This is a genomic window from Accumulibacter sp. (assembly GCF_023806625.1).
Lineage (GTDB): Bacteria > Pseudomonadota > Gammaproteobacteria > Burkholderiales > Rhodocyclaceae > Accumulibacter.
In genome coordinates this window covers 24,276-44,210 of the sequence record NZ_JAMTDX010000003.1, presented here as the reverse complement: position 1 = coordinate 44,210, position 19,935 = coordinate 24,276, and the positions used below count along the sequence as shown (strand labels likewise).

Sequence of the window (19,935 nt, the reverse complement as noted above, 5' to 3'; positions counted from 1 at the left end):
CGGCGCGGTCGGCGATCATTGGCCGTCGCAGGTTGCGGCGACTTCCTTGCGCAGCGCCTCCCGCTGCGCGGCGCGCTTCTCTTCGCTCCAGTAGAGCCGTTTGCCGCTTTCGTCGAGCGAGTACGTGGCCGACGACCTCTCCGCCAGCGCCAGGTCGTGTTTGAGAGCGACGCATCTCATTCTGCGCGCCTTCGCCTTTTCCTCTTCGGCCTGCTGGTTCCGCTCCTGCTCGCGACGTTCGATCTGCCGCTTCTGGAACTCGACCTCCTTTTCCTGCCAGGTCTTTGCCGCTGGCCGGGGGGTCTGGCCGCTCGTCGACGGCGACGCTGCGCTGTCGATCGCCTCGGCCTTGCGCGTCACTGGAGGCGTTTCCGAGAAGTGCGTGACGCCATTCTCGTCGACCCATCGGTAGATGCTCGCTGCCGAGCTGTCTCCGACGACGAGCAGCAGCAGCAGGGTCAGCAGTCTCTTGTGCATGGACATCTCCTGGCGCGTGGACCGTTCAGCAACCAACGGCAAGCGGCCGCATGCCGGCTAGCGCGGTGCGCACGCCGCCCGGGCGAGGCGGTCGGCGATCGCCGCCCAGGCCGCCGTGGTGGGAAGCTCCTCGACGAGGATCAGATCGACCCCGGCCTCGTCGAGCTCGCGCAGCGTCGCGTACAGCCCGCGCGCGTAGCCCCAGGGCTCGTCGGGAAGCCGGCTCAGCGCGGTGACGTCGCCGGCCGGCAGTGAGGCGCTGTGGCAGAGCAGCGCGCAACGCCGGCCGCCGCCGCGCAGGCGCTCGACGACCTCGCCGAGCCGCTCGGCGGGGACGATGCGCAGCGGGGTGGCCGGCGCATAATGCGCGGCCAGCGACCCCGGGACTCGCGGCGCGTCGTCTCCAGTCTCTCGGCCGGCCGGCTCCGGCCAGAGGCCGGTGACCAGCGCGATCTGTGCGGCGCTGATGCGTCCCGGCCGCAGCAGCCTTGGCGGTTGGTCGTCGCCCCGACTCAGGTCGAGAATCGTCGACTCGATGCCGACCGGGCACCGGCCGCCATCGAGTACCAGCCCGACCCGCTCGCCGAGTTCCTGACGCACGTGCGTCGCCTCGGTCGGACTGATCCGGCCGAAGCGGTTGGCGGACGGTGCGGCGATGCCGCTGCGCCCGCCGACTCCGCCACCGGCCTCGGCCCAGGCACGGAGCAGGGTGAGCGCCAGCGGGTGCGCCGGGACGCGTAGGCCGACGGTTTGCTGGCCGCCGGTGACTGCCGTGGGTACGCCGGGTGCGCGCCTGAGAATCAGCGTCAGCGGACCTGGCCAGAACGCCTCGCTGAGTTCCCACGCGCAGTCCGGGATCTCGCGCGCCCAGCGCTCGAGGTAGGCGTCGCCGGGCAGATGGACGATCAGCGGATGGTTCGCCGGCCGTCCCTTGGCTGCGAAAATCCGCGCCACTGCCAGCGGGTTGGCCGCGTCGGCGCCGAGGCCATAGACCGTCTCGGTCGGAAAGGCGACGAGTTCGCCAGCCTGGAGCAGCGCGACGGCGAGGCCGATCTCGTCGGCGTCAGCAACCGGCATCGACGATCCCGATCGCCGCACGGGCGGCCAGCGCGGTCTGCCGGGCGCGCTCGGGGTCGGCGTCGAGCACCGTGAAATGACCCATCTTGCGGCCGGGGCGCGCGTGATGCTTGCCATAGAGGTGGAGCTTCAGGCCCGGTACTTCGTGCAGCTTCGACCAGTCCGGCTCGCGCGAGCGATGGCCGGCGGCGGGGTCGAACCACAGGTCGCCGAGCAGATTGACCATCGCCGCCGCCGAGTGTGCGTCGCCGAGGGCCAGCGGCAGTCCGCAGAGCGCGCGGATCTGTTGCTCGAACTGGCTGTTGAGGCAGGCGTCGAGCGTGTAGTGGCCACTGTTGTGCGGCCGTGGAGCGATTTCGTTGATCAGCAGGCGGCCGGCGACGATGAAAAACTCGACGGCCAGCGTGCCGACATAGTCGAGACTCGCGGCGATCTCGGCGGCGAGTTCGGCCGCCTGCTCGCGCAACGCGCAGGGTACTCGAGCCGGTGCTACCGACAGATCGAGGATCCCGTTGCGGTGGCTGTTTTCGGCGACCGGGAAGCTCGCCACCCGTCCGGCTGCGTCGCGGGCGAGAACGACCGAAACTTCACGCTCGAGGTCGAGGCGGCGCTCGAGGACGCAGGCTTCGCCGTTGAACTGCCGTAATGCGGCGAGCGCCTGATCGCGGCCGGCTACGACGGCCTGTCCCTTGCCGTCGTAGCCGAAGCGGGCGACCTTGATGATTCCCGGGTAGAGGTCGTCGCCGGCTTGCGCCAACTCGTGTTCGTCGTGGATTGCGGAGAAGGGCGCGTGGGGCAGGCGTTGGTCGCGGAGGAAGTTCTTTTCAGCGATGCGGTCCTGACAGACGGCGACCGCGGCGGCGGACGGTCGGACGACGACGAACTTGGCGAGGTAGTCGAGCGCACCCGACGGAACGTTCTCGAACTCGGTGGTCACCGCCGCGCAGATCTGCGCCAGTTCGTCGAGCGCCGGGTAGTCGTCGTAGGCGGTCGGCAGGTGACGGTCGGCGATTCGACCGGCGGGGCTGTTGGGGTCGGGGTCGAGAACCCAGACGCGATAACCCATCTCGTGCGCCGCGGCGACGAAGAAACGGCCGAGTTGGCCGCCGCCGAGCATGCCGAGAGTCGCCGGAGGGAGGATCATCGCAGAGGGCGTGAAGAAATCGTCGCGGGCCGGCCGAGAGGCCCGGCGCGAAGGAAGGGCAGCGTCCTCTGCTTTCCCTCCTGCAGCGAACCACGTGACATGGCGGATCGATAGGCGGGAACGGAGCGAGCGACGCTGCAGGTCGGCTGCGCAGTGGATTGATTCACAACCTCTGAACCTCGCACTGGCCGGTCAGACTTCGGGGAGCTTCATGGCCATGACCTTCCTCGCCTGGGCCTGACGGAACTCGTCGAGCCGCCTGGCGAGGTCGGCGTCGTCACCGGCGAGCATGGCGATCGCGAACAGCGCCGCGTTGGCCGCTCCGGCCTCACCGATGGCGAAGGTGGCGACGGGGACTCCCCTGGGCATCTGGACGATCGACAGCAGCGAGTCCTGTCCGGACAGAGCCTTGGACTGAACCGGAACGCCGAGAATCGGTACCGTGGTCTTCGCGGCGAGCATTCCCGGCAGGTGAGCCGCACCGCCGGCGCCGGCGATGATCGCCCGCAGCCCGCGCTGGCGGGCGCTTTCTGCATAGTCGAAGAGCAGGTCCGGCGTGCGGTGCGCAGAGACGACGCGCGCCTCGAAGCCGACCCCGAACTCCTTGAGCAGTACGGCTGCCGCCTGCATCGTCGGCCAGTCGGAGTCGGAGCCCATGACCACTCCGATCAGCGGTTGCGGCTGATCCATCAGAGTCTGTAAATGAATCTGCTGCGTGGCCAATCTGCGGTCTTGCTCATTCGCTCACTCCTCGCTCATCGATTCGCGCTGTCTCCTCGTTCGGGCGCGCGGTGTGTCGGCCTGCTCGCGCCGATTTCTTCACCACTTCTCAGTGCACGTCCCGTTCCGCGGCTTCGAGCGTGTTGGCGAGGAGCATGGTGATCGTCATCGGGCCGACGCCACCGGGAACCGGGGTGATCGCGCCGGCGATCTCGCTGACCGGGCCGAAGTCGACGTCGCCGCAGAGCCTGCCGTCGGGCAGGCGGTTGATCCCGACGTCGATCACCACGGCCCCCGGCTTGACCATCTCGGCGGTGACGAAGCGCGGCTTGCCGAGCGCGGCGACGAGGATGTCGGCGCGCCGGGTGTGGAAGGTGAGGTCGCGTGTCTGCGAATGGCAGACCGTGACCGTCGCGTTGGCCTGCATCAGCAGCATGGCCATCGGTTTGCCGACGATGTTCGAGCGACCGAGGACGACGGCCTCCTTGCCCTTCGGGTCGATTCCCGAGTCGGCGAGAAACTGCATCACCCCGTACGGTGTACACGGGATGAAGCGCGGGTGGCCCTGGACGAGCGCACCGACGTTTTCGGCGTGGAAACCATCGACGTCCTTGGCCGGGGAAATGGCCTTGAGGACCGCGTCGCTGTCGAAATGTCCGGGCAGCGGCAGTTGCACCAGGATGCCGTGGATTCGCGGGTCGGCGTTGAGTTCGCCGATCTTCGCGAGTACGACTTCCGGCGCGACGTCAGCCGCGAAGCCGATCCTTTCGGAATGAAGACCGGCCTGCGCACAGGCGTTGACCTTGTTGCGCACATAGATCCGCGACGCCGGGTCTTCGCCGACGAGGATCACCGCGAGGCCGGGGCGTTTGCCCCGCTCAGCCAGCGCGTCGGCGCGTGCGCGGAAATCGGCACGGAGCTTCTGGGCGAGCGCGTTGCCGTCGAGAATTCTTGCGGTCATGGTCTGAATCCGGGGAAAGAGGCCAGCGCCCGGCACTGGCCGAACGGTGGCGGAGCCGGCACGAAGCGGCCTGCGCCAGGGAATCGATTCTAGCGCACATTCGCGAAGCGCTTCAGTCGGCCGCGGCCGATACGCGCTCTGCTTCCTCGGCAGCCGCTCGGCCGGCGGCAAACGCGCGCCGGTTGAGCTCGACGATTTCCGGCTTCTTGTGCGCAAAGCGCTTCAGGATGCACTGCTCGAGCACTTCCGCCGGGAAGGGGAGATGGTCGGAGATCGCCCCGAGCATCACCGTGTTGCCCAGCCGAACGTCGCCGAGCCCGAGAGCGATCGCCGACCCGTCGAAAGAGACGACGTGCGTCCCGGCGGCGCGCATGGCGCCGACCGGGTCGGCGGGATAGTCGTAGAGTCCGAGTTCGACGACCGGCGGCACCAGACGTCCGCTGTTCATCAGCACGAGCCCTTGCGGGCGCAGCATGTGCCGCCAGCGCATCGCTTCGGCAGCCTCGAAGCCGAGCAGGACGTCAGCCGTTCCCGGGGTGATCTGCGGCGAGAGGACGCGCTGGCCGAAACGCAGGTGCGACGAGACGACCCCGCCGCGTTGGGCCATTCCGGCGACTTCGGTCTTCTTGACGTCGTGGCCGAGGGCGATCGCCGCTTCGGCGAGAATCTCGGTGGCGGTCATCACGCCCTGGCCACCGGTACCGACGACCAGGATGTTGGTGGTGGTGAAAGCTGCTTCTTGAGCCATGGGGCTGGAGTCTCCGTCGGTCAGAATGAGGTGAAACGGCGCCCGAGGCGGTTATCCGACCTGCCCTCGGAGCAGTGCGGCGGGGTCCTCGGGGGTGCTGCCCCGGCAGGCCGGTGGACCACTCGGCTGGTTCGCCGGTAACCCTGCCGCGGGGTGCTCCGTCCTGCCGACCGCCGTCGGTGCCACGCGACTGCTGCGCCTCGGCCGCCGTCGGGCTCGTCTCCGGCAGCGCGTCGCCAGGCTACGCGCTCGTCGGTGCTGCAGCCTCCTTGCGGACCACCTTGATCGGCATCGCCAGCGTGTCGACATGGACGATCGCGTCAGGCGCGCAGGGCTTGAGGCACAGTCCGCAGCCGGTGCAGGCGGCGCTCTCGATGCGCACGAAGGCCAGGTCGACCTCGCGGCCGCTGGCCTTCCTGACCCGGTCGCGACGCGTGACATGGATCGCCGGACAGCCGACGTCGATGCAGTTGCCGCAGCCGGTGCACCGCTCGTCGAGCACCTTGTAGGGCTTCAGCGGGTGGTAGTCCTTGATCAGCACGCACGGCTGGTTGGTGATGATCACCGAGGGTTCGGGGATCTTCGTTTCCTCGCGCAGGGTCTTCAGCAGCACCGGCAGTTCGTAGGCGTTGACCACGTGGACGCGCTCTTCGCGCACGCCGAGCGCCCTGACCAGTTGGGCGAAATCGACTCGCGGAGCGTCGTTGCCGTGGATGTCCCGGCCACTTCCCGGATTGTCCTGACCGCCGGTCATGCCCACTGCCCGGTTGTCGAGCAGCAGGACGGTGACGTTGCCGCGGTTGTAGACGATGTCGAGCAGTCCCTGCATACCCATGTGCAGGAAGGTCGAGTCGCCGATCACGGCGAGCACCTTGCGGTCCTTCTCGGATTCACTCCGTCCCTTGTCGAGACCGAGCGCCATGCCCATCGACGCGCCCATCGAGATGCACGCATCGAGGGCGTTCCAGGGTTGTCCGAAGCCGAGCGTGTAGCAACCGATGTCGCCCGAAATGGTCACGTTGCGTAGCTGCGAGAGCGTGTAATAGACGCCGAGATGTGGGCAGGCGACGCACATCGTCGGTGGACGCGGGAAGACCGGCATCGGTTGAGCGCGGGACGGTTCGGGCGCCGCGTCGCCGAGCAGGCGAGCGATCGCCGGCTTGAGCACCTGCGGCGAGAGTTCGCCCGACAAGGGCAGGATGTCCTTGCCGATCACCTTCATTCCCTGCGCCTTGAGCTCGTTCTCGATCAGCGGTTCGACTTCCTCGACGACGACCAGTTGCCCGCACTCGGCGGCGAAGCTGCGCAGGCGGTCGAATGGCAGCGGATGCGACAGACCGAGCTTGAACACCGGCGCGTCGGGAAAACTCTCGCGGACGTGCATGTAGGCCGGCCCCGAGGTGACGAAGCCGATCCGGCGGTCACCTCCGGACTCGGCGAAATTGAGCGGCGAGACTTCGGCCTCGGCGCGCAGACGTCGTTCGCGCTCGAACATCAGCGGCAGGCGGCGACCGGCTGCGCTGGGCACCATCACCCAGCGGCTGGCGTCCTTGGCGAAGCCGGCGGTCGGTCGCGCGCTGCGTTCGCCGGTGCTGACCAATCCCTTGACGTGACAGATCCGTGTCGTCATGCGCACGATCACCGGCACCTCGAAGCGCTCGGACAGGTCGAAAGCGGCCAGCGTGAACCGGTATGCTTCCTGCGAGTCGGCCGGTTCGAGTAGCGGAACGTGCGCGAAGCGGCCCCAGAAGCGCGAATCCTGCTCGTTTTGCGAAGACGACAGACCCACGTCATCGGCGATGGCGATGACCAGCCCGCCGACGACGCCGGTCAGCGTCATGGTCATCAGTGCATCCGAGGCGACGTTCATCCCGACGTGCTTCATCGCGCAGAAGCTTCGGGCACCGGCCATTGCCGCTCCGAAAGCGACTTCGAGCGAGACCTTCTCGTTGACCGACCATTCGCTGTAGATGTCCGGATAGGCAGACAATGCCTCGAGCATCTCGGTCGATGGTGTACCCGGGTACGCTGCCGCAACGCGGCCGCCCGCTTCCCACACCGCCCTCGCCACGGCCTCGTTTCCCGACATCAGCAATCGGCTTGCCGGTGCCACTGGCCGCCCGGACATCACTGCTTCAGCACTCATTGCATTTCCTCGCCAACGGGTCTCCTGGTTGGCGGCCCTCGGCGCCGCCCTGACAAGGCCCGTATACTGACACAGATCCTGGCGGCTTCGCGGGCCGGGGGTCCGGCTGACAGCGCCGCGCCGCCGGCAGTGCGTGGGTGCCGTCGGCGAGCTTCATCGCTTTCCGACCCGGCCGCCGGGGCGAACTCGCGCCAACCATCTGCGGCGAGATCTCAAGCCCGGCCGGGTGCCTGCCGTATACGAAAATTCATGGAAATGCTCTGCGCTCGCGGAGCGTCCGCGACCGGCTTCGCGCAGCAGCGCGAAGCCCGTGCCGAATCGCTTTGGCCGGTGGTCGCCGACGCCGCGAGCAGGAACGACTGGCCGCCGGAGTCGCCTGGTCGACTACCCGGTTGCCGCGAGGTGATGGCGATGAGCGACTTGCCGCAGAGTTTTCTCGCGGCCCTCGAGGAACTCGATCAGCTTCGGGCTGACGCACTCTTTCGCCTGGCGCTTGCCGACCGTGCCCCGATCGAAGCCGTCGAGCAGCTGATCGTTCCGGCGCTCGAAGCGATCGGCCGGGGCTGGGACGAGGGACGGACGGCGCTGTCGCAGGTCTATGTGGCCGGCCGCTTCTGCGAACGGCTGGTCTCCGGGGTCTTCCCGGCAGGCATTGAAGCCGGCGGTGAGCGGCCACGGACGGCGATCGTCGTGCTCAACGACTACCATTTCCTCGGCAAGCGAATCGTCAGCGCGGTGCTGCGCGCCAGCGGGATCGCGGTCCTCGACTACGGCCGAATGGACGTCGATGAGCTCGTCTCGCGCGTCGCTGCGGATCGCCTCGAGGTGTTGCTGATCTCGGTGCTCATGCTGCCCGCCGCGCTCCAGGTCGGAGCGCTGACTGCGGCCCTGCGGGCGCGCGACCTGCCGGTCCGGGTGGCCGTCGGCGGGGCGCCCTTCCACTTCGATGCCGAACTCTGGCGCGAAGTCGGTGCGCACGCCATGGGGCGCACTGCCGGCGACGCGCCGGGAATCGTTCGTGCGCTGCTCGAGGAGGGGCGATGAATTCGATGCAGCGCTGCCTGGCTGCGCTGGCGCACCAGGAGCCCGACCGCGTTCCGCTCTTCCTGCTGGCCACGTTGCACGGCGCCCGCGAACTGGGCATGCCGATCGCCGAGTACTTTTCGGCGGCCGAGCACGTCGTCGAGGGGCAGTTGCGGCTATTCAGGAAGTACCGCGGCGATTGCCTCTACGCCTTCTTCTATGCAGCGATCGAGGCCGAGGCCTGGGGTGGATCGACACACTTCCGGGCCGATGGGCCGCCGGCCTGCGGCGAACCGGTGATCGGCAGCGCGTCACTGATCGACAGGCTCGATCCGCCGGCGATCGACGACGCTCCGGGTCTGCTGCGGGTCATCGAGACCATTCGCCGGCTGAGCGACTTTGCCGGCGACCGCGTGCCGGTCATCGGGGTGGCGATTTCTCCGTTTTCGTTGCCCGTGATGCAGATGGGATTCGCCGCGTACCTCGACCTGATCCACGACGACCGGGCGCGCTTCGAGCAATTGATGCGCGTCAACGAGGAATTCACCGTCAGTTGGGCCAACGCACAGTTGGCCGCCGGGGCGACGGCGATCTGCTATTTCGATCCGCTGTCTGCGGCTTCGGTCATTCCGCCGGCGCTCTACCGGCAGACTGGCCGGCGGGTTGCGCGGCGGACCCTCGCCCGGATCACGGGCCCAACGGCAACGCATCTGGCTTCGGGGCGCGCGCTGCCGATCATGGGCGACCTCGCCGACACCGGGACGCTCGCCGTCGGCGTCAGCGCGCTCGAGGACCTGCGTGTTCTCAAGGCGGCGGCCGGCGATCGCGTGGCCCTGCTGGGCAATCTGAACGGGGTCGAGATGCGCCGGTGGACGCCGGTGCGCGCCGAAGCCGAGGTCAGGCGGGCGATTGCCGGTGCGGCGCGGGGTGGTGGCTTCATCCTTTCCGACAACCACGGCGAGATTCCCTGGCAGGTCGCCGACCAGGTCCTGATGGCCATCGGCGACGCCGTCGAGCGCTGGGGCCGTTATCCGCTCGACTGGATTCCCAGCGCGGCTCGGGCAGGCTGATGGCCGGTGCTCTTCGTTTGGTCGTCTGCCGGCACTTCGCCGGCGAGGCCGTCGCAGCCGTTGCCGCCGAGGGCTGGGACGACGTCCAGGTGAGCAGCGTGTGCGCGCGCTGTGGCTGCCCGCCGCTTGGCTGGGACGAGCTCCAGCCGGCGATCGGCGACGCCGGTGCTGCCCTGCTCGTCCTCGGACGACCCTGCCTCGTCGGCCTCGATCGGCTGTCGGATTGCGGGCCGCTGCGGCGCCGCGTGCTCGACCAGTGCTTCCACCTGGTTGCCGACCCAGGGGTCGTCGACCAGGCCCTGGCCGAGGGGGCTTATCTGGTCAGTCCCGGCTGGCTGGCCGACTGGCGAGGCCATCTTTCACGGATGGGATTCGGCGCCAATGGCGCGGCGGAGTTCTTCGCCGAGTTCGCCCGGCGCATCGTGCTCCTCGACACCGGCATCGATTCCGCAGCCCCGGCGTTGCTTGCCGAGATGGCCAAGAGCCTGGGTCTGCCGGCGGGTCGCCTGTCCGTCGGACTCGGGCAGTGTCGCCAGACATTCGCCAGGAGCGTCCTGGAATGGCGCCTCGACGAGGCGCGAGCGACCATCGGCGAGCGTGATGCGCGGATCGCACGCAATCTTGCCGAGCATTTCGCGGCGATCGATCTTTTCGCCCGGCTGGCGCGCAGCAGCAACGAAGCCGAGGTGCTCACGACGATCGGCGAACTCTTCGGGATGCTCTTTGCCCCCGGCAGGTTTTATCATGTGACGGTGGAGAACAGCGTTGCCAATCCCGACGCCACGGTGCCGCAGGACCTGCTGGGACCGCTGCTGGCGTTGCAGGACGACTACGACTGGACGCCCTCGGGTCGCGGCTTCATGCTGCGCATCGCCCGACGGGGCGAGGTGCTCGGTCTGCTGGCCGTCGATGAACTGGCCTGTCCGCAGCATCGCGAACGCTACCTGAACCATGCGCTGGCGATGAGCGGAGTCTGCGCGCTGGCCATCGAGAATGCCCGGGCGCGTGAGCGGTTGCTGGCGGCGAAAAAGATGGCCTCGCTCGGCGCTCTCGTCGCCGGAGTCGCACACGAGATCAATACGCCGCTGGGCATCGCCCTGACCGCGTCGTCGACCATGCACGGAGAATCCCGGGAGATCGTGGAGCGGCTGGCTGCCGGCTGTCTGAGCCGGTCCGACCTGACTCGACACCTCGACCGGGCGAGGTCGGCGAACCGGCTCGTCCGGTCGAGCCTCGAAAGGATCGCCAGGCTGGTCGACAGCTTCCACCAGGTGGCCCTCGACGAGCGTCCCGACGAGAGGTTGCGCTTCAGCTTGCGGGACTGCCTCGATCAGGTGGTGCGCAGTTTCGGCGCTGCGTTGTCGGGAGACCGCGTGGCCGTGCGGCTGGAATGCGATCCGCGGATCGAGATCGAGAGCTTCTTCGCCGACTGGGTGTGCGTCCTGGTCAACCTGATCGGCAACTCGTTGCGCCACGCCTTCGTCGGGCGCGCCCGCGGGCAGATCATGATCGGCGTCGTCGTCGTCGGTGGATCGTTGCACCTCGATTATCGGGACGACGGTCGCGGGCTTCAGGGGACCGAGCCGGGCCGGGTCTTCGAGCCCTTCTTCACCACCGACCACGAGCACGGGGCCGGGCTCGGGCTGTTCATGGTGCACAATCTGGTCACCCATCGCCTTGGCGGTCGAATCAGGTGCTGCGACGATTCGGGCCAGGGTCTCGGCTTTCACCTCGAGGTTCCAAGATGAGCAGCGGTCTGCCTGGCGATGGCGACGACTTTCCGGTGCTTTTCGCCCCCGATCCGGCCGACGAGGTGTTGCAGCGCGATCTTCCCTGCTGGGGAGTCCTGCTCGTCGATGACGAGCAGGACGTCCATGCCGTCTTGCACCTGGCGCTACACGACGTGCTCGTCGAAGGCCGCCGGTTGCGGCTGCTCGACGCCCGCTCGGCGAGTCAGGCGAAGACCCTGCTGGCCGAGTATCCCGACGTTGCCCTGATCCTCCTCGACGTGGTCATGGAGTCCGACCAGGCCGGGCTTGAACTCGTCCGCCACGTGCGCGATGAACTCGGCAATCGCTGCATCCAGATCGTCCTGCTCACCGGGCAGCCGGGCTATGCCCCGCAGCGCGAGGTGGTCAGCGGCTACGCGATCGACGGTTATCGGCTCAAGTCGGAACTCAGCGCCAACCGGATATTCGTTCAGGTCTATTCGGCGATCCGCACCTATCGGCTGATGCGCGAACAGGAGAGCCTGCAGCGCGATCTCGAAGAGAAGGTCAGCGAACGCGATCGCGCGTTGCAGGCCCTGCGCGAAAGCGAGGCGATGCTGATTCGGGCGCAGTCGGTGGCCCACGTCGGGAGCTGGAACTATGAGCTGGTCAGTGACGAGATGCAGCTCTCGGCCGAGAGCTGCCGGATATTCGGCGTTCCCGAGGGGACGGTCGGCAGCTGCCAGACCTATCTCGACAGGTTGGTCCCCGAAGACCGCGAGGCGTTCATCGAGGCCTGGCACGAGTTCCTGGGCAGCGGCGAGGAGTTCGAGCACGAACACCGGATCATCGTCGGTGGAAAGCCGCGTCACGTCCGTCATCAGGCCGACCTGACCCGCGACGGGCAGGGTCGACCGCTGCGCAGCCTGGGCACCACGCAGGACATCACCGAACGCAAGCAGGCCGAAGAGGAGCTGCGTCGGTCGAATGCCGAACTCGAACAGTTCAGCTACGCGATCTCGCACGACCTGCGCCAGCCGCTGAGGATGATCTCCAGTTACCTGCAGCTGCTCGGGATCAGCCTCGCCGGTCGGCTCGACGCCGAGCAGAACGACTACTTCAGCTTCGCGATCGACGGTGCGCGGCGCCTCGACCGGATGCTCGTCGCGCTGCTCGAATACTCGCGAGTCGGCCGTCTGGGCGAGCCACCGGTCTGGCTGCACAGCCGGGTGGTTCTCGACGAGGCGCTGCTGTTTCTGCAGCCGGCGATTGCCGAGGCCGAGGCCCGAGTCAGCGTGCGTGGCCGGTGGCCCCGGGTCTATGTTCGCCCCGACGAGATGCTGCGCCTGTTCCAGAACCTGATCGGCAATGCGACCAAGTTTCGCGTCAGCGGGAGGACTCCCGAGATCACCGTGGTCAGCAGGCTGTCGGGCAACGAATGGGAGGTGTCGGTCGCGGACAACGGCATCGGCATTCACCCCGGACAGATCGGACGGCTGTTCCACGTCTTCCAGCGTCTGCAGGGGCGCGCATCGTTCGAGGGCAGCGGAGTGGGTCTGGCGTTGTGCCGGAAGATCGCCGAGCACCACGGCGGGCGGATCTGGGTCGAATCCGCAGGTGAAGGGCTGGGCAGCTGCTTTCACCTCGTCCTGCCCGTTCCCGGGGAACGTTCGTGATCGCGCGGATCAGCCGCGGCGTGGCCGCACGGCCGTCGCAGATCCGGGCGCTGCTCGCGGCCCGGGTTTGTCAGCCGATCAGCATCGCGCTGGCCGTCTTCGTCCTCGCCGCAGCGCTCGTCGCCGGGCTGATCTGGCGCCAGGAGCGCTACCGCCTGCGCGATGCTCGCGGCCTGGCCGCGACTCTTGCCGCCGAACAGGCGTTCGCGATGCAGTCGGGCCTCGAGCGTGCGTTGTCGGCGACCTATGCGCTGTCGGCGATCGTTCGCCAGGGCTGGAGGAGTGGTAGCGAAGACCGCCTGCCGGCGATCGCTGGCCTGCTGCGGGATTTTCCGGGGTCGACGATGCTCCAACTCGCTCGCGGGGGAGTAGTCAGGCAGGTGGCGCCAGCGGATGGCCACGAGGCGGCGATCGCGCACGATCTGCTCGGCGACCCGCTGCTCGGTGCGACCGCGCGGCGCGCCCGCGACACCGGCCAGCTGACGATCGCTGGCCCCTACGCGATGGACGGCGGCCTGGCACTCGCCGGCTGTCTGCCGATCTTCGTCGACGAGGCCCACGGTCAGCACGGATTCTGGGGGCTGGCGATCGCGGTCATCGCTGTTCACGAGATCGCCGCGCCGGTGCGCCTCGCGGAACTGGTGGAGCATGGTTATGGCTACGAAGTGCTCTGGTCGTCGCCGGATAGCCACGGCGCGCAACTGATTGCCAGGTCGGCCAGCGCCGTCGGGAGCGATCCGGTGGAAAGGGTCGTTCCCGTAGCCAACGCCAGCCTGATCCTGCGGCTCGCGCCACCGGTTGGCTGGGGCGATGTGCCCGGGCTGCTCTGGCAGTCGCTGGTCGGTCTGCTGTTCTGCGCACTGCTCGCCTGGCAGGCCGGATGGCAGACGAGACTCGCCGCAACCGCCAAGGCGCACGAGCGCAATCTCGAACGCCGGGTCGCACAGCGCACGGCGGACCTGCAGCGCTTCGCCGAAGTCACTGCGCATCACCTTCAGGAACCGGCGCGCCGCATGGTCAGTTACGCCGGTCGGCTCAAGGGCCAGCTCGCCGGACGACTCGACGACCCCGAGGCGAACATCTCACTCGACTTCATCGGCCAGCAGGCGGGCCGCCTTCAGGAACTGCTGCGCGATGTCGAGCTGTACCTGGCCGCGGACCAGCCGCGTGGCCGGGTCGAGTCCTGTGACGCGGAACAGACCGTGGCCGCGCTGCTGAGCAGGCTCGCCGAGTCGATTGGCGAAGCCGGCGCGCGCGTTCGGGTGGGTCCGCTGCCGCGTGCCCGGATCGATGCACCGCGCCTCGGCGACATGTTCCGGGTGGCGCTCGAAAACGCGCTGGACCACGGCCGAAGCGAGAATGCGCTGTGCATCGAGATCGATGGATCACGCAGCGGGGACCTCGTCCGCTACCGGGTCAGCGACAACGGCCCCGGGGTCGAACCAGAGTATCGGGCGCGGGTGTTCCGGGTCTTCGAGCGCCTCTCGGCCAGCGGCGAGGGAACCGGTATCGGGCTCGCGCTGCTGCAGCGCATTGCCGAGAGCATCGGTGGCCACGCCTGGATCGAGGAAGCCCCTGGCGGAGGTTGCCAAGTTGTGCTGGAATTGCCGGCAGGGGAGGAGAACTTGGCGCCCGAGGGCCGGTCGTGACCATGTATCGGCGCATTGCTGGATCGCGTGCAAGACGATGACAGCCCACACCCCGGCCCCTCAACTGGTCATTCTGCTGGCCGAGGACGAGCCGGCCGATGCCCACCTGTTTCGGCTGGCGCTGAAGGAGAACCACGTCGCTGCCGACGTGCAGCACGTCGTCGACGGCCGGGAAGCGCTCGAGTACCTGCGCCGCCAGGGTCTGCGCTTCGCCGCTGCGGTGCGTCCGGACCTGATCCTGCTCGATCTCAACCTGCCGCGCATGGACGGCCGGGAGTTTCTCGCAGCGATCAAGGAAGATGGCGAATTGCGCGAGATTCCGGTGGTCGTCCTGAGCACCTCCCGCGCAGAGCGCGACGTCGTCGCCGCGTATCGGCTGGGTGCCGCCGGCTATCTCGCCAAGTCGCCCGACGTCACCGAGTTCATCCGTGACATACGCAAGCTGACGACCTACTGGGGCAGCGTCGTGCGACTTCCGGAGCGACAGTGAGAAGCGGTGAGCAGATCGCCGGCATGGCCGCGGCCGCGCGCGTGAGCGAAACGATTGTATATTAGAGCGATGGGCGGGAAGTGAGCGAGCGGGCAACAGCGCGGATCGGTCGCGCGGCAGATTCTTTCACAGCGGCTGGTCCGAGTTCATGAATCAGCGGCTGCGTAGCAGACGAATGCTGATCGTCACCCGGAACGCCGACCAGGCGAGTCGCGCGCGGCAGTCTCTGCTGTGCAGGATGTGCGAGGTCGAGATTCACGCAGCGCAGGATGGGTCAGAGGCGCGCGGCTGGTTGTCCGCCAGGCGAGACGACCTTACGGCCAGGGAGTGCCCGGACCTGATCATGCTCGACCTGGGCAGCCCGGCGTCCGGCGCCCTCGAATGCCTCTGCGCGCTGAAGCAGGACGAAGCGTTGCGCGCGGTCCCGGTGATCGTCGTCGCTCCATTGCTGCCCGACGACGACGTGCGTGCCGCCTACCGGGCTGGCGCAGCGAGTTGCCTGCCGCGAGGGGAGGAGGCGGAGGATCTCTTGGCGGTCATCGACGCACTTGGCGACTACTGGTTCGGACTGGTGTGTCTGCCGCACGATGGCGGGTGGTCGCCGGGCAGACTGGGGGGAACGGAGGACCGTCGATGAGCAAGCCAGCGCAGTCGCAGATCGCGATTCTCGTGGTCGAGGACGATCCGGGCGACCTTGGATTGATCCAGGCGTACCTCCGCCTGGCCGGCCTGCGGCGTGGGGGTGACCGGGGCTCCGTGGCGACCGCGTCGACGCTGGTCGACGGCGCTGCGCTGGCGGTGAGTGTCGCGCCCGACGTCGTGCTGCTCGACCTTTCCTTGCCCGATTCGGCGGGACTGGCGACGGTTCAGGTGATGAGCTCGGTCGTTCCGGATGTGCCGGTCATCGTCCTGACGGGCCAGGACGATCATCAGCTGGCCGAAGCGGCGCTCGAAGCCGGGGCTCAGGACTACCTCGTCAAGGGCCAGTTCGACCACGACGCACTCGGCAGGGCGATCCGCCACGCGCTCGTCCGGCAGAAGCTCGAGTCCCGCCTGCGACTCTTCGAGGCGGCCCTGAACTCGGCGGCGAACGGCATCCTGGTTACCGACGTCAATTCGCGGATCGAGTGGGTGAACCCGGCGTTCACCCGGATGACCGGTCTGACGCTCGATGAGGTGGTCGGGCGAACGACGAGTGAAATGCTCAACTCCGGCAAGCAGGATGCCGCTTTCTATCAGCGGATGTGGGAAACGATACTGGACGGTCGCGTGTGGAGCGGTGAACTGATCAATCGGCGCAAGGACGGCAGCCTCTACGACGAGGCGCTGACCATTTCTCCGGTGACTGACGTCAATGGCCGGATTCGCCATTTCGTGGCCATCAAGCAGGACATCTCCGAGCGCAAGGCCGCCGAGGAAAGGGTTCAGCATCTCGCCCACCACGACCAGCTGACCGATCTGCCCAACCGGGTGCTGCTGACTGACCGTCTGTTTCAGGCGTTGGCCCAGGCGCGGCGCGAACGCAGCACACTGGCGCTGATGTTCCTCGATCTGGACCAGTTCAAGCCGGTCAACGACACGCTGGGTCACGATGTCGGGGACCTCTTGCTGAAGGAAGTGGCTCTGCGCCTGCAGAACTGCGTGCCCCGGGAATCGGACACGATCTCGCGCCTCGGTGGCGACGAATTCGTCATCCTGCTGGCGCAGATCGACAAGGCCGTCGATGCGGTTCTCGTTGGCGGCAAGATCCTCGCGGCGTTGAATCGGCCATTCAGTATCGGACCGCATCAGATCGTCGTTTCGGCGAGCATCGGCATCGCGGTCTATCCGCAACATGGCGAAGACGCCAACAGCCTGCTGAAGAACGCCGACCTGGCGATGTACCTGGCCAAGAAGGCCGGCCGCAACTGCTACCGGTTCTTCCGGGAAATCACCGACACGGCGAGGGCCTGACCACCGGAGCGGGGAACGACGAGGAGGGATGAAGTGCTCAGGGAGCGGGGTGCGGTGACTGAAACGCGCGAGGATCAGCCCATGTTCTGGGCGCCGTCCTTGACTTTCCTGCGCGCGGCGAGCCGGGCGATCCTTTGCGGCGCGCTCGGCGTGCTGCTGACGATCCTGCTGGTCATCCCCGACCAGCCGCTGCGTGCCGTCGGGCCCGCGCTTCTCGCGGTCGTCGCGACGATCTCGCTGCGTCAGCTTCGTGCCGGGCGCGTACGCGCCGCGCTGGCCGTCCTCGTCTGGGGAACCTGGCTCACGGTGATCGGCATCACCGCCTTCTTCGGCGGGGTCCGCGGCCTGCTGGTGATCGTCTATCCGCTACTGATCCTCACCGGCGGCTGGTTGCTCGGCCCGAGAACGGCGGTGGTCATCGCCGCGCTGACCGTCGCCGCGATCGTCGGCTTCGTCGCCGGTGACCTCTGGGCCTGGCTGCCGCCTCGGCCGCCGACCCCGGCGCTGATGTTCGGCGTCGTCCAGACCGCTGCGGTCGTCGTCGCCGCGCTGCTGATCATTCATCTGGTCGGCTCGTACCGCAGCCGGATCGACGAGGTTCGGCAGCTCGGCCGTGACCTCGCCCAGCGGACCGCCGAACTGCAAGCCAGCGAGGCCGACCTGAACCGGGCTCAGGGCGTTGCCCACGTCGGGAGCTGGATTTATGACCTGATCGGCGGGCGGATCGAGATGTCGGCCGAGACCTGCCGGATCTTCGGTCTGCCCGAGGGGGTCACCGGGGATATGCAGTCGTTTCTGGCTATCGTGCATCCCGACGATCGGGCTGCACTGAAGCAGGCGAGCGATTCGGCGCTTCATGGAGACACCTTCGACATCGAGCTGCGCATCGTCGTCGACCGTGCGGTTCGCTGGATCGTGCTGCGTGCCGAAGTCGAGTTCGACGTCGACGAGCGGCCGGTGCGCAGCGTCGGGACGGCGCAGGATGTCACCGCGCGGAAGGAACTCGAAGCGAGCCTGCGTGACCAGCGCGAGTTTTTCCGGCTGATTTCCGAGAGCATCGGCGAGCACATCGCCGTGCTCGACCTCGAAGGCCGGCGACTCTACAACAGTCCGTCTTACCGGCAGTTCTTCGGCGACGCGAGGAACCTGCGCGGCAGCGACTCGTTCGCCGACGTGCATCCCGAGGACCGCGATCTCGTCCAGCGCGTGTTTCACGAGACGGCACAGAGCGGCGTCGGCCAGGAAATCGAGTATCGGCTGGTGCGTCGAGACGGCAGCGTCAGGCACATGTCGTCGTCGGGAAAGGTGATCCGCGACAGCGAGGGACAGCCGGTGCGGATCGTCGTCGTCTCGCATGACATCACCGATCGCAAGCACGCCGAGCAGTGGGAGAGGATCGCGGCGACCGCCTTCGAATCGCAGCAGGGGATGTTCATCACCGACGCGTTCGGGATCATCCTGCGGGTCAACCAGGCGTTCACCGAGATTACCGGTTATTCGGCCGAGGAGGCGGTCGGGCGCAACCCGTCGCTGCTCCGCTCGGGTCGGCACGACGCGACCTTCTATGCGGAGATGCGTGAAAGCCTCGAGCGTACCGGCGCCTGGCAGGGCGAGATCTGGAACCGGCGAAAGAGCGACGAGATCTATCCCGAGTGGCTGACCATCTCGGCGGTGACCGACAGTGATGGCCGGGTGACGCACTATGTCGCGACGCTGACCGACCTGACGATGCGCAAGGCTGCTCAGGAGGAGATTCGGCATCTGGCCTTCTACGACGCGCTGACCGGGCTGCCCAATCGTCGCCTGCTGCACGAGCGCCTGCGTCTGGCGATGGCCACGAGTGCCCGGCGCGGTCGCCAGGGTGCGCTGCTGTTCATCGATCTCGACAATTTCAAGACGCTCAACGACACGCTCGGGCACGAGAAGGGCGACCTCCTGCTGCAGCAGGCCGCTCGCCGCCTTTCCGACTGCATTCGCAGTCGCGATACGGTCGCGCGTCTCGGCGGGGACGAGTTCGTGGTCATGCTCGAGGACCTCGGCGAGCGGATCGATGAAGCGGTGACCCAGAGCCGGATCGTCGGCGAGAAGATCCTTGCAGTCCTCAATCGCCCCTATGACCTGGCTGGCCACGAATACCACAACACGCCGAGCGTGGGCATCACGCTGTTCAGCGGCGAGCGGGATGCGCTCGACGAACTGATGAAGCGGGCCGATCTGGCGATGTACGAGGCCAAGGCGACCGGGCGGAACACGCTGCGTTTCTTCGATCCGCAGATGCAGGCCGTGGTCACGGCGCGCGCGGCGCTCGAGAAGAACCTCCGCGAAGCGCTGCAGCGGCGGGAGTTCTTCCTCTGCTATCAACCGCAGGTCGATGGCTCAGGCTGTGTCGTCGGCGTCGAGGCGCTGGTTCGCTGGAAGCACCCGCAACGCGGTCTGGTCTCTCCGGCCGAGTTCATCCCGCTCGCCGAGGAGACCGGGCTGATCCTGCCGCTCGGGCTGTGGGTCCTCGAAACCGCCTGTGCGCAGGTTGCCGTCTGGGCGGAGTGCCCCGGCCGGGAACGGCTGACCGTCTCGGTCAACGTCAGCGCGCGGCAGCTGCGCCAGGCGAATTTCGTCGAGCAGGTCCTCGGCGTCCTGGCCAGCAGCGGTGCCAACCCGCACAACCTGAAGCTCGAGCTCACCGAGAGCATGCTGCTCGACAACGTCCAGGAGATCATCGCCAAGATGAGCGCGCTCAAGGATCGCGGCGTCTGCTTCTCGCTCGACGACTTCGGTACTGGTTACTCGTCGCTCTCCTATCTCAAGAAGCTCCCTCTCGATCAGCTGAAGATCGACCAGTCCTTCGTTCGCGACCTGCTCACCGACCCCAACGACGAGGTGATCGCGCGGACGATCGTCGCCCTGGCCAGCAGTCTGGGCCTGGCGGTGATCGCCGAAGGGGTCGAAAGCGTCGCGCAGCGCGACCTGCTCAAGGCGCAGGGATGCGACGCGTACCAGGGCTACCTGTTCAGCCCGCCGCTGGTCGCCGCGGACCTCGAACGTTTCCTCGACGCGCAGCAAGCGAGGGCGGGCGGATGATCGCCGCCGGTCGC

16 protein-coding genes are annotated in these 19,935 nt (G+C 67.6%); 9 read left to right on the top strand and 7 right to left on the bottom strand.

Annotated features, from left to right (window positions below; all coding sequences use genetic code 11):
• Positions 1 to 15: 15 nt before the first annotated feature.
• From NFW05_RS00670 to NFW05_RS00640, 7 genes are all read right to left on the bottom strand, one after another.
• A complete protein-coding gene (locus NFW05_RS00670) occupies positions 16 to 477 on the bottom strand; it encodes a DUF4124 domain-containing protein (protein WP_295301898.1) in 462 nt (153 codons plus the stop codon).
• 57 nt (positions 478 to 534) lie between these two features.
• On the bottom strand, positions 535 to 1,554 hold the full coding sequence (locus NFW05_RS00665) for an L-threonylcarbamoyladenylate synthase (RefSeq protein ID WP_295301896.1): 1,020 nt from the start codon (positions 1,552 to 1,554) through the stop codon (positions 535 to 537).
• The gene (locus NFW05_RS00660; RefSeq protein ID WP_295301895.1) at positions 1,541 to 2,698 is read right to left on the bottom strand and encodes a 5-(carboxyamino)imidazole ribonucleotide synthase; all 1,158 of its coding nucleotides are present in this window, start codon (positions 2,696 to 2,698) and stop codon (positions 1,541 to 1,543) included. Before NFW05_RS00660 ends, NFW05_RS00665 begins: the two co-directional genes overlap by 14 nt.
• Before the next feature lie 192 nt (positions 2,699 to 2,890).
• The gene (gene purE / locus NFW05_RS00655) at positions 2,891 to 3,388 is read right to left on the bottom strand and encodes a 5-(carboxyamino)imidazole ribonucleotide mutase (RefSeq protein WP_295301893.1); all 498 of its coding nucleotides are present in this window, start codon (positions 3,386 to 3,388) and stop codon (positions 2,891 to 2,893) included.
• Positions 3,389 to 3,527: 139 nt separating this feature from the next.
• A complete protein-coding gene (gene folD, locus NFW05_RS00650; RefSeq protein ID WP_295301892.1) occupies positions 3,528 to 4,379 on the bottom strand; it encodes a bifunctional methylenetetrahydrofolate dehydrogenase/methenyltetrahydrofolate cyclohydrolase FolD in 852 nt (283 codons plus the stop codon).
• A gap of 112 nt (positions 4,380 to 4,491) precedes the next feature.
• Positions 4,492 to 5,127: an indolepyruvate oxidoreductase subunit beta gene (locus NFW05_RS00645; RefSeq protein WP_295301890.1), complete on the bottom strand. Its 636-nt coding sequence runs from the start codon at positions 5,125 to 5,127 to the stop codon at positions 4,492 to 4,494.
• 241 nt (positions 5,128 to 5,368) lie between these two features.
• Positions 5,369 to 7,273 (bottom strand): thiamine pyrophosphate-dependent enzyme, encoded by a 1,905-nt coding sequence (locus tag NFW05_RS00640; RefSeq protein WP_295301889.1) that lies wholly within the window; start codon positions 7,271 to 7,273, stop codon positions 5,369 to 5,371.
• Positions 7,274 to 7,522: 249 nt separating this feature from the next.
• On the opposite strand from NFW05_RS00640, the gene NFW05_RS00635 reads away from it, so the two are divergent.
• From NFW05_RS00635 to NFW05_RS00595, 9 genes are all read left to right on the top strand, one after another.
• Positions 7,523 to 8,317 (top strand): cobalamin-dependent protein, encoded by a 795-nt coding sequence (locus NFW05_RS00635; protein WP_295301887.1) that lies wholly within the window; start codon positions 7,523 to 7,525, stop codon positions 8,315 to 8,317.
• Positions 8,314 to 9,366: a uroporphyrinogen decarboxylase family protein gene (locus NFW05_RS00630; protein WP_295301886.1), complete on the top strand. Its 1,053-nt coding sequence runs from the start codon at positions 8,314 to 8,316 to the stop codon at positions 9,364 to 9,366. Before NFW05_RS00635 ends, NFW05_RS00630 begins: the two co-directional genes overlap by 4 nt.
• Entirely contained in the window at positions 9,366 to 11,114 is a 1,749-nt protein-coding gene (locus NFW05_RS00625; protein ID WP_295301884.1) for an ATP-binding protein, read from the top strand. Before NFW05_RS00630 ends, NFW05_RS00625 begins: the two co-directional genes overlap by 1 nt.
• A complete protein-coding gene (locus NFW05_RS00620; RefSeq protein WP_295301882.1) occupies positions 11,111 to 12,751 on the top strand; it encodes an ATP-binding protein in 1,641 nt (546 codons plus the stop codon). Before NFW05_RS00625 ends, NFW05_RS00620 begins: the two co-directional genes overlap by 4 nt.
• Positions 12,748 to 14,400 (top strand): ATP-binding protein, encoded by a 1,653-nt coding sequence (locus NFW05_RS00615; protein WP_295301881.1) that lies wholly within the window; start codon positions 12,748 to 12,750, stop codon positions 14,398 to 14,400. The genes NFW05_RS00620 and NFW05_RS00615 overlap by 4 nt, the downstream gene beginning before the upstream one ends.
• A 37-nt stretch (positions 14,401 to 14,437) precedes the next feature.
• Entirely contained in the window at positions 14,438 to 14,890 is a 453-nt protein-coding gene (locus NFW05_RS00610; RefSeq protein WP_295301880.1) for a response regulator, read from the top strand.
• Between the two features lie 148 nt (positions 14,891 to 15,038).
• Positions 15,039 to 15,527 carry a response regulator gene (locus NFW05_RS00605; protein ID WP_295301879.1) on the top strand — a complete coding sequence of 163 codons (489 nt, stop codon included), beginning with the start codon at positions 15,039 to 15,041 and terminating at the stop codon, positions 15,525 to 15,527.
• Positions 15,524 to 16,843, top strand: coding sequence for a diguanylate cyclase (locus tag NFW05_RS00600; protein WP_295301877.1), 1,320 nt, complete (start codon positions 15,524 to 15,526; stop codon positions 16,841 to 16,843). The genes NFW05_RS00605 and NFW05_RS00600 overlap by 4 nt, the downstream gene beginning before the upstream one ends.
• A 54-nt stretch (positions 16,844 to 16,897) precedes the next feature.
• Complete coding sequence (locus NFW05_RS00595; RefSeq protein ID WP_295301876.1) at positions 16,898 to 19,921, top strand: EAL domain-containing protein; 3,024 nt, start codon at positions 16,898 to 16,900, stop codon at positions 19,919 to 19,921.
• Positions 19,922 to 19,935: the final 14 nt, after the last annotated feature.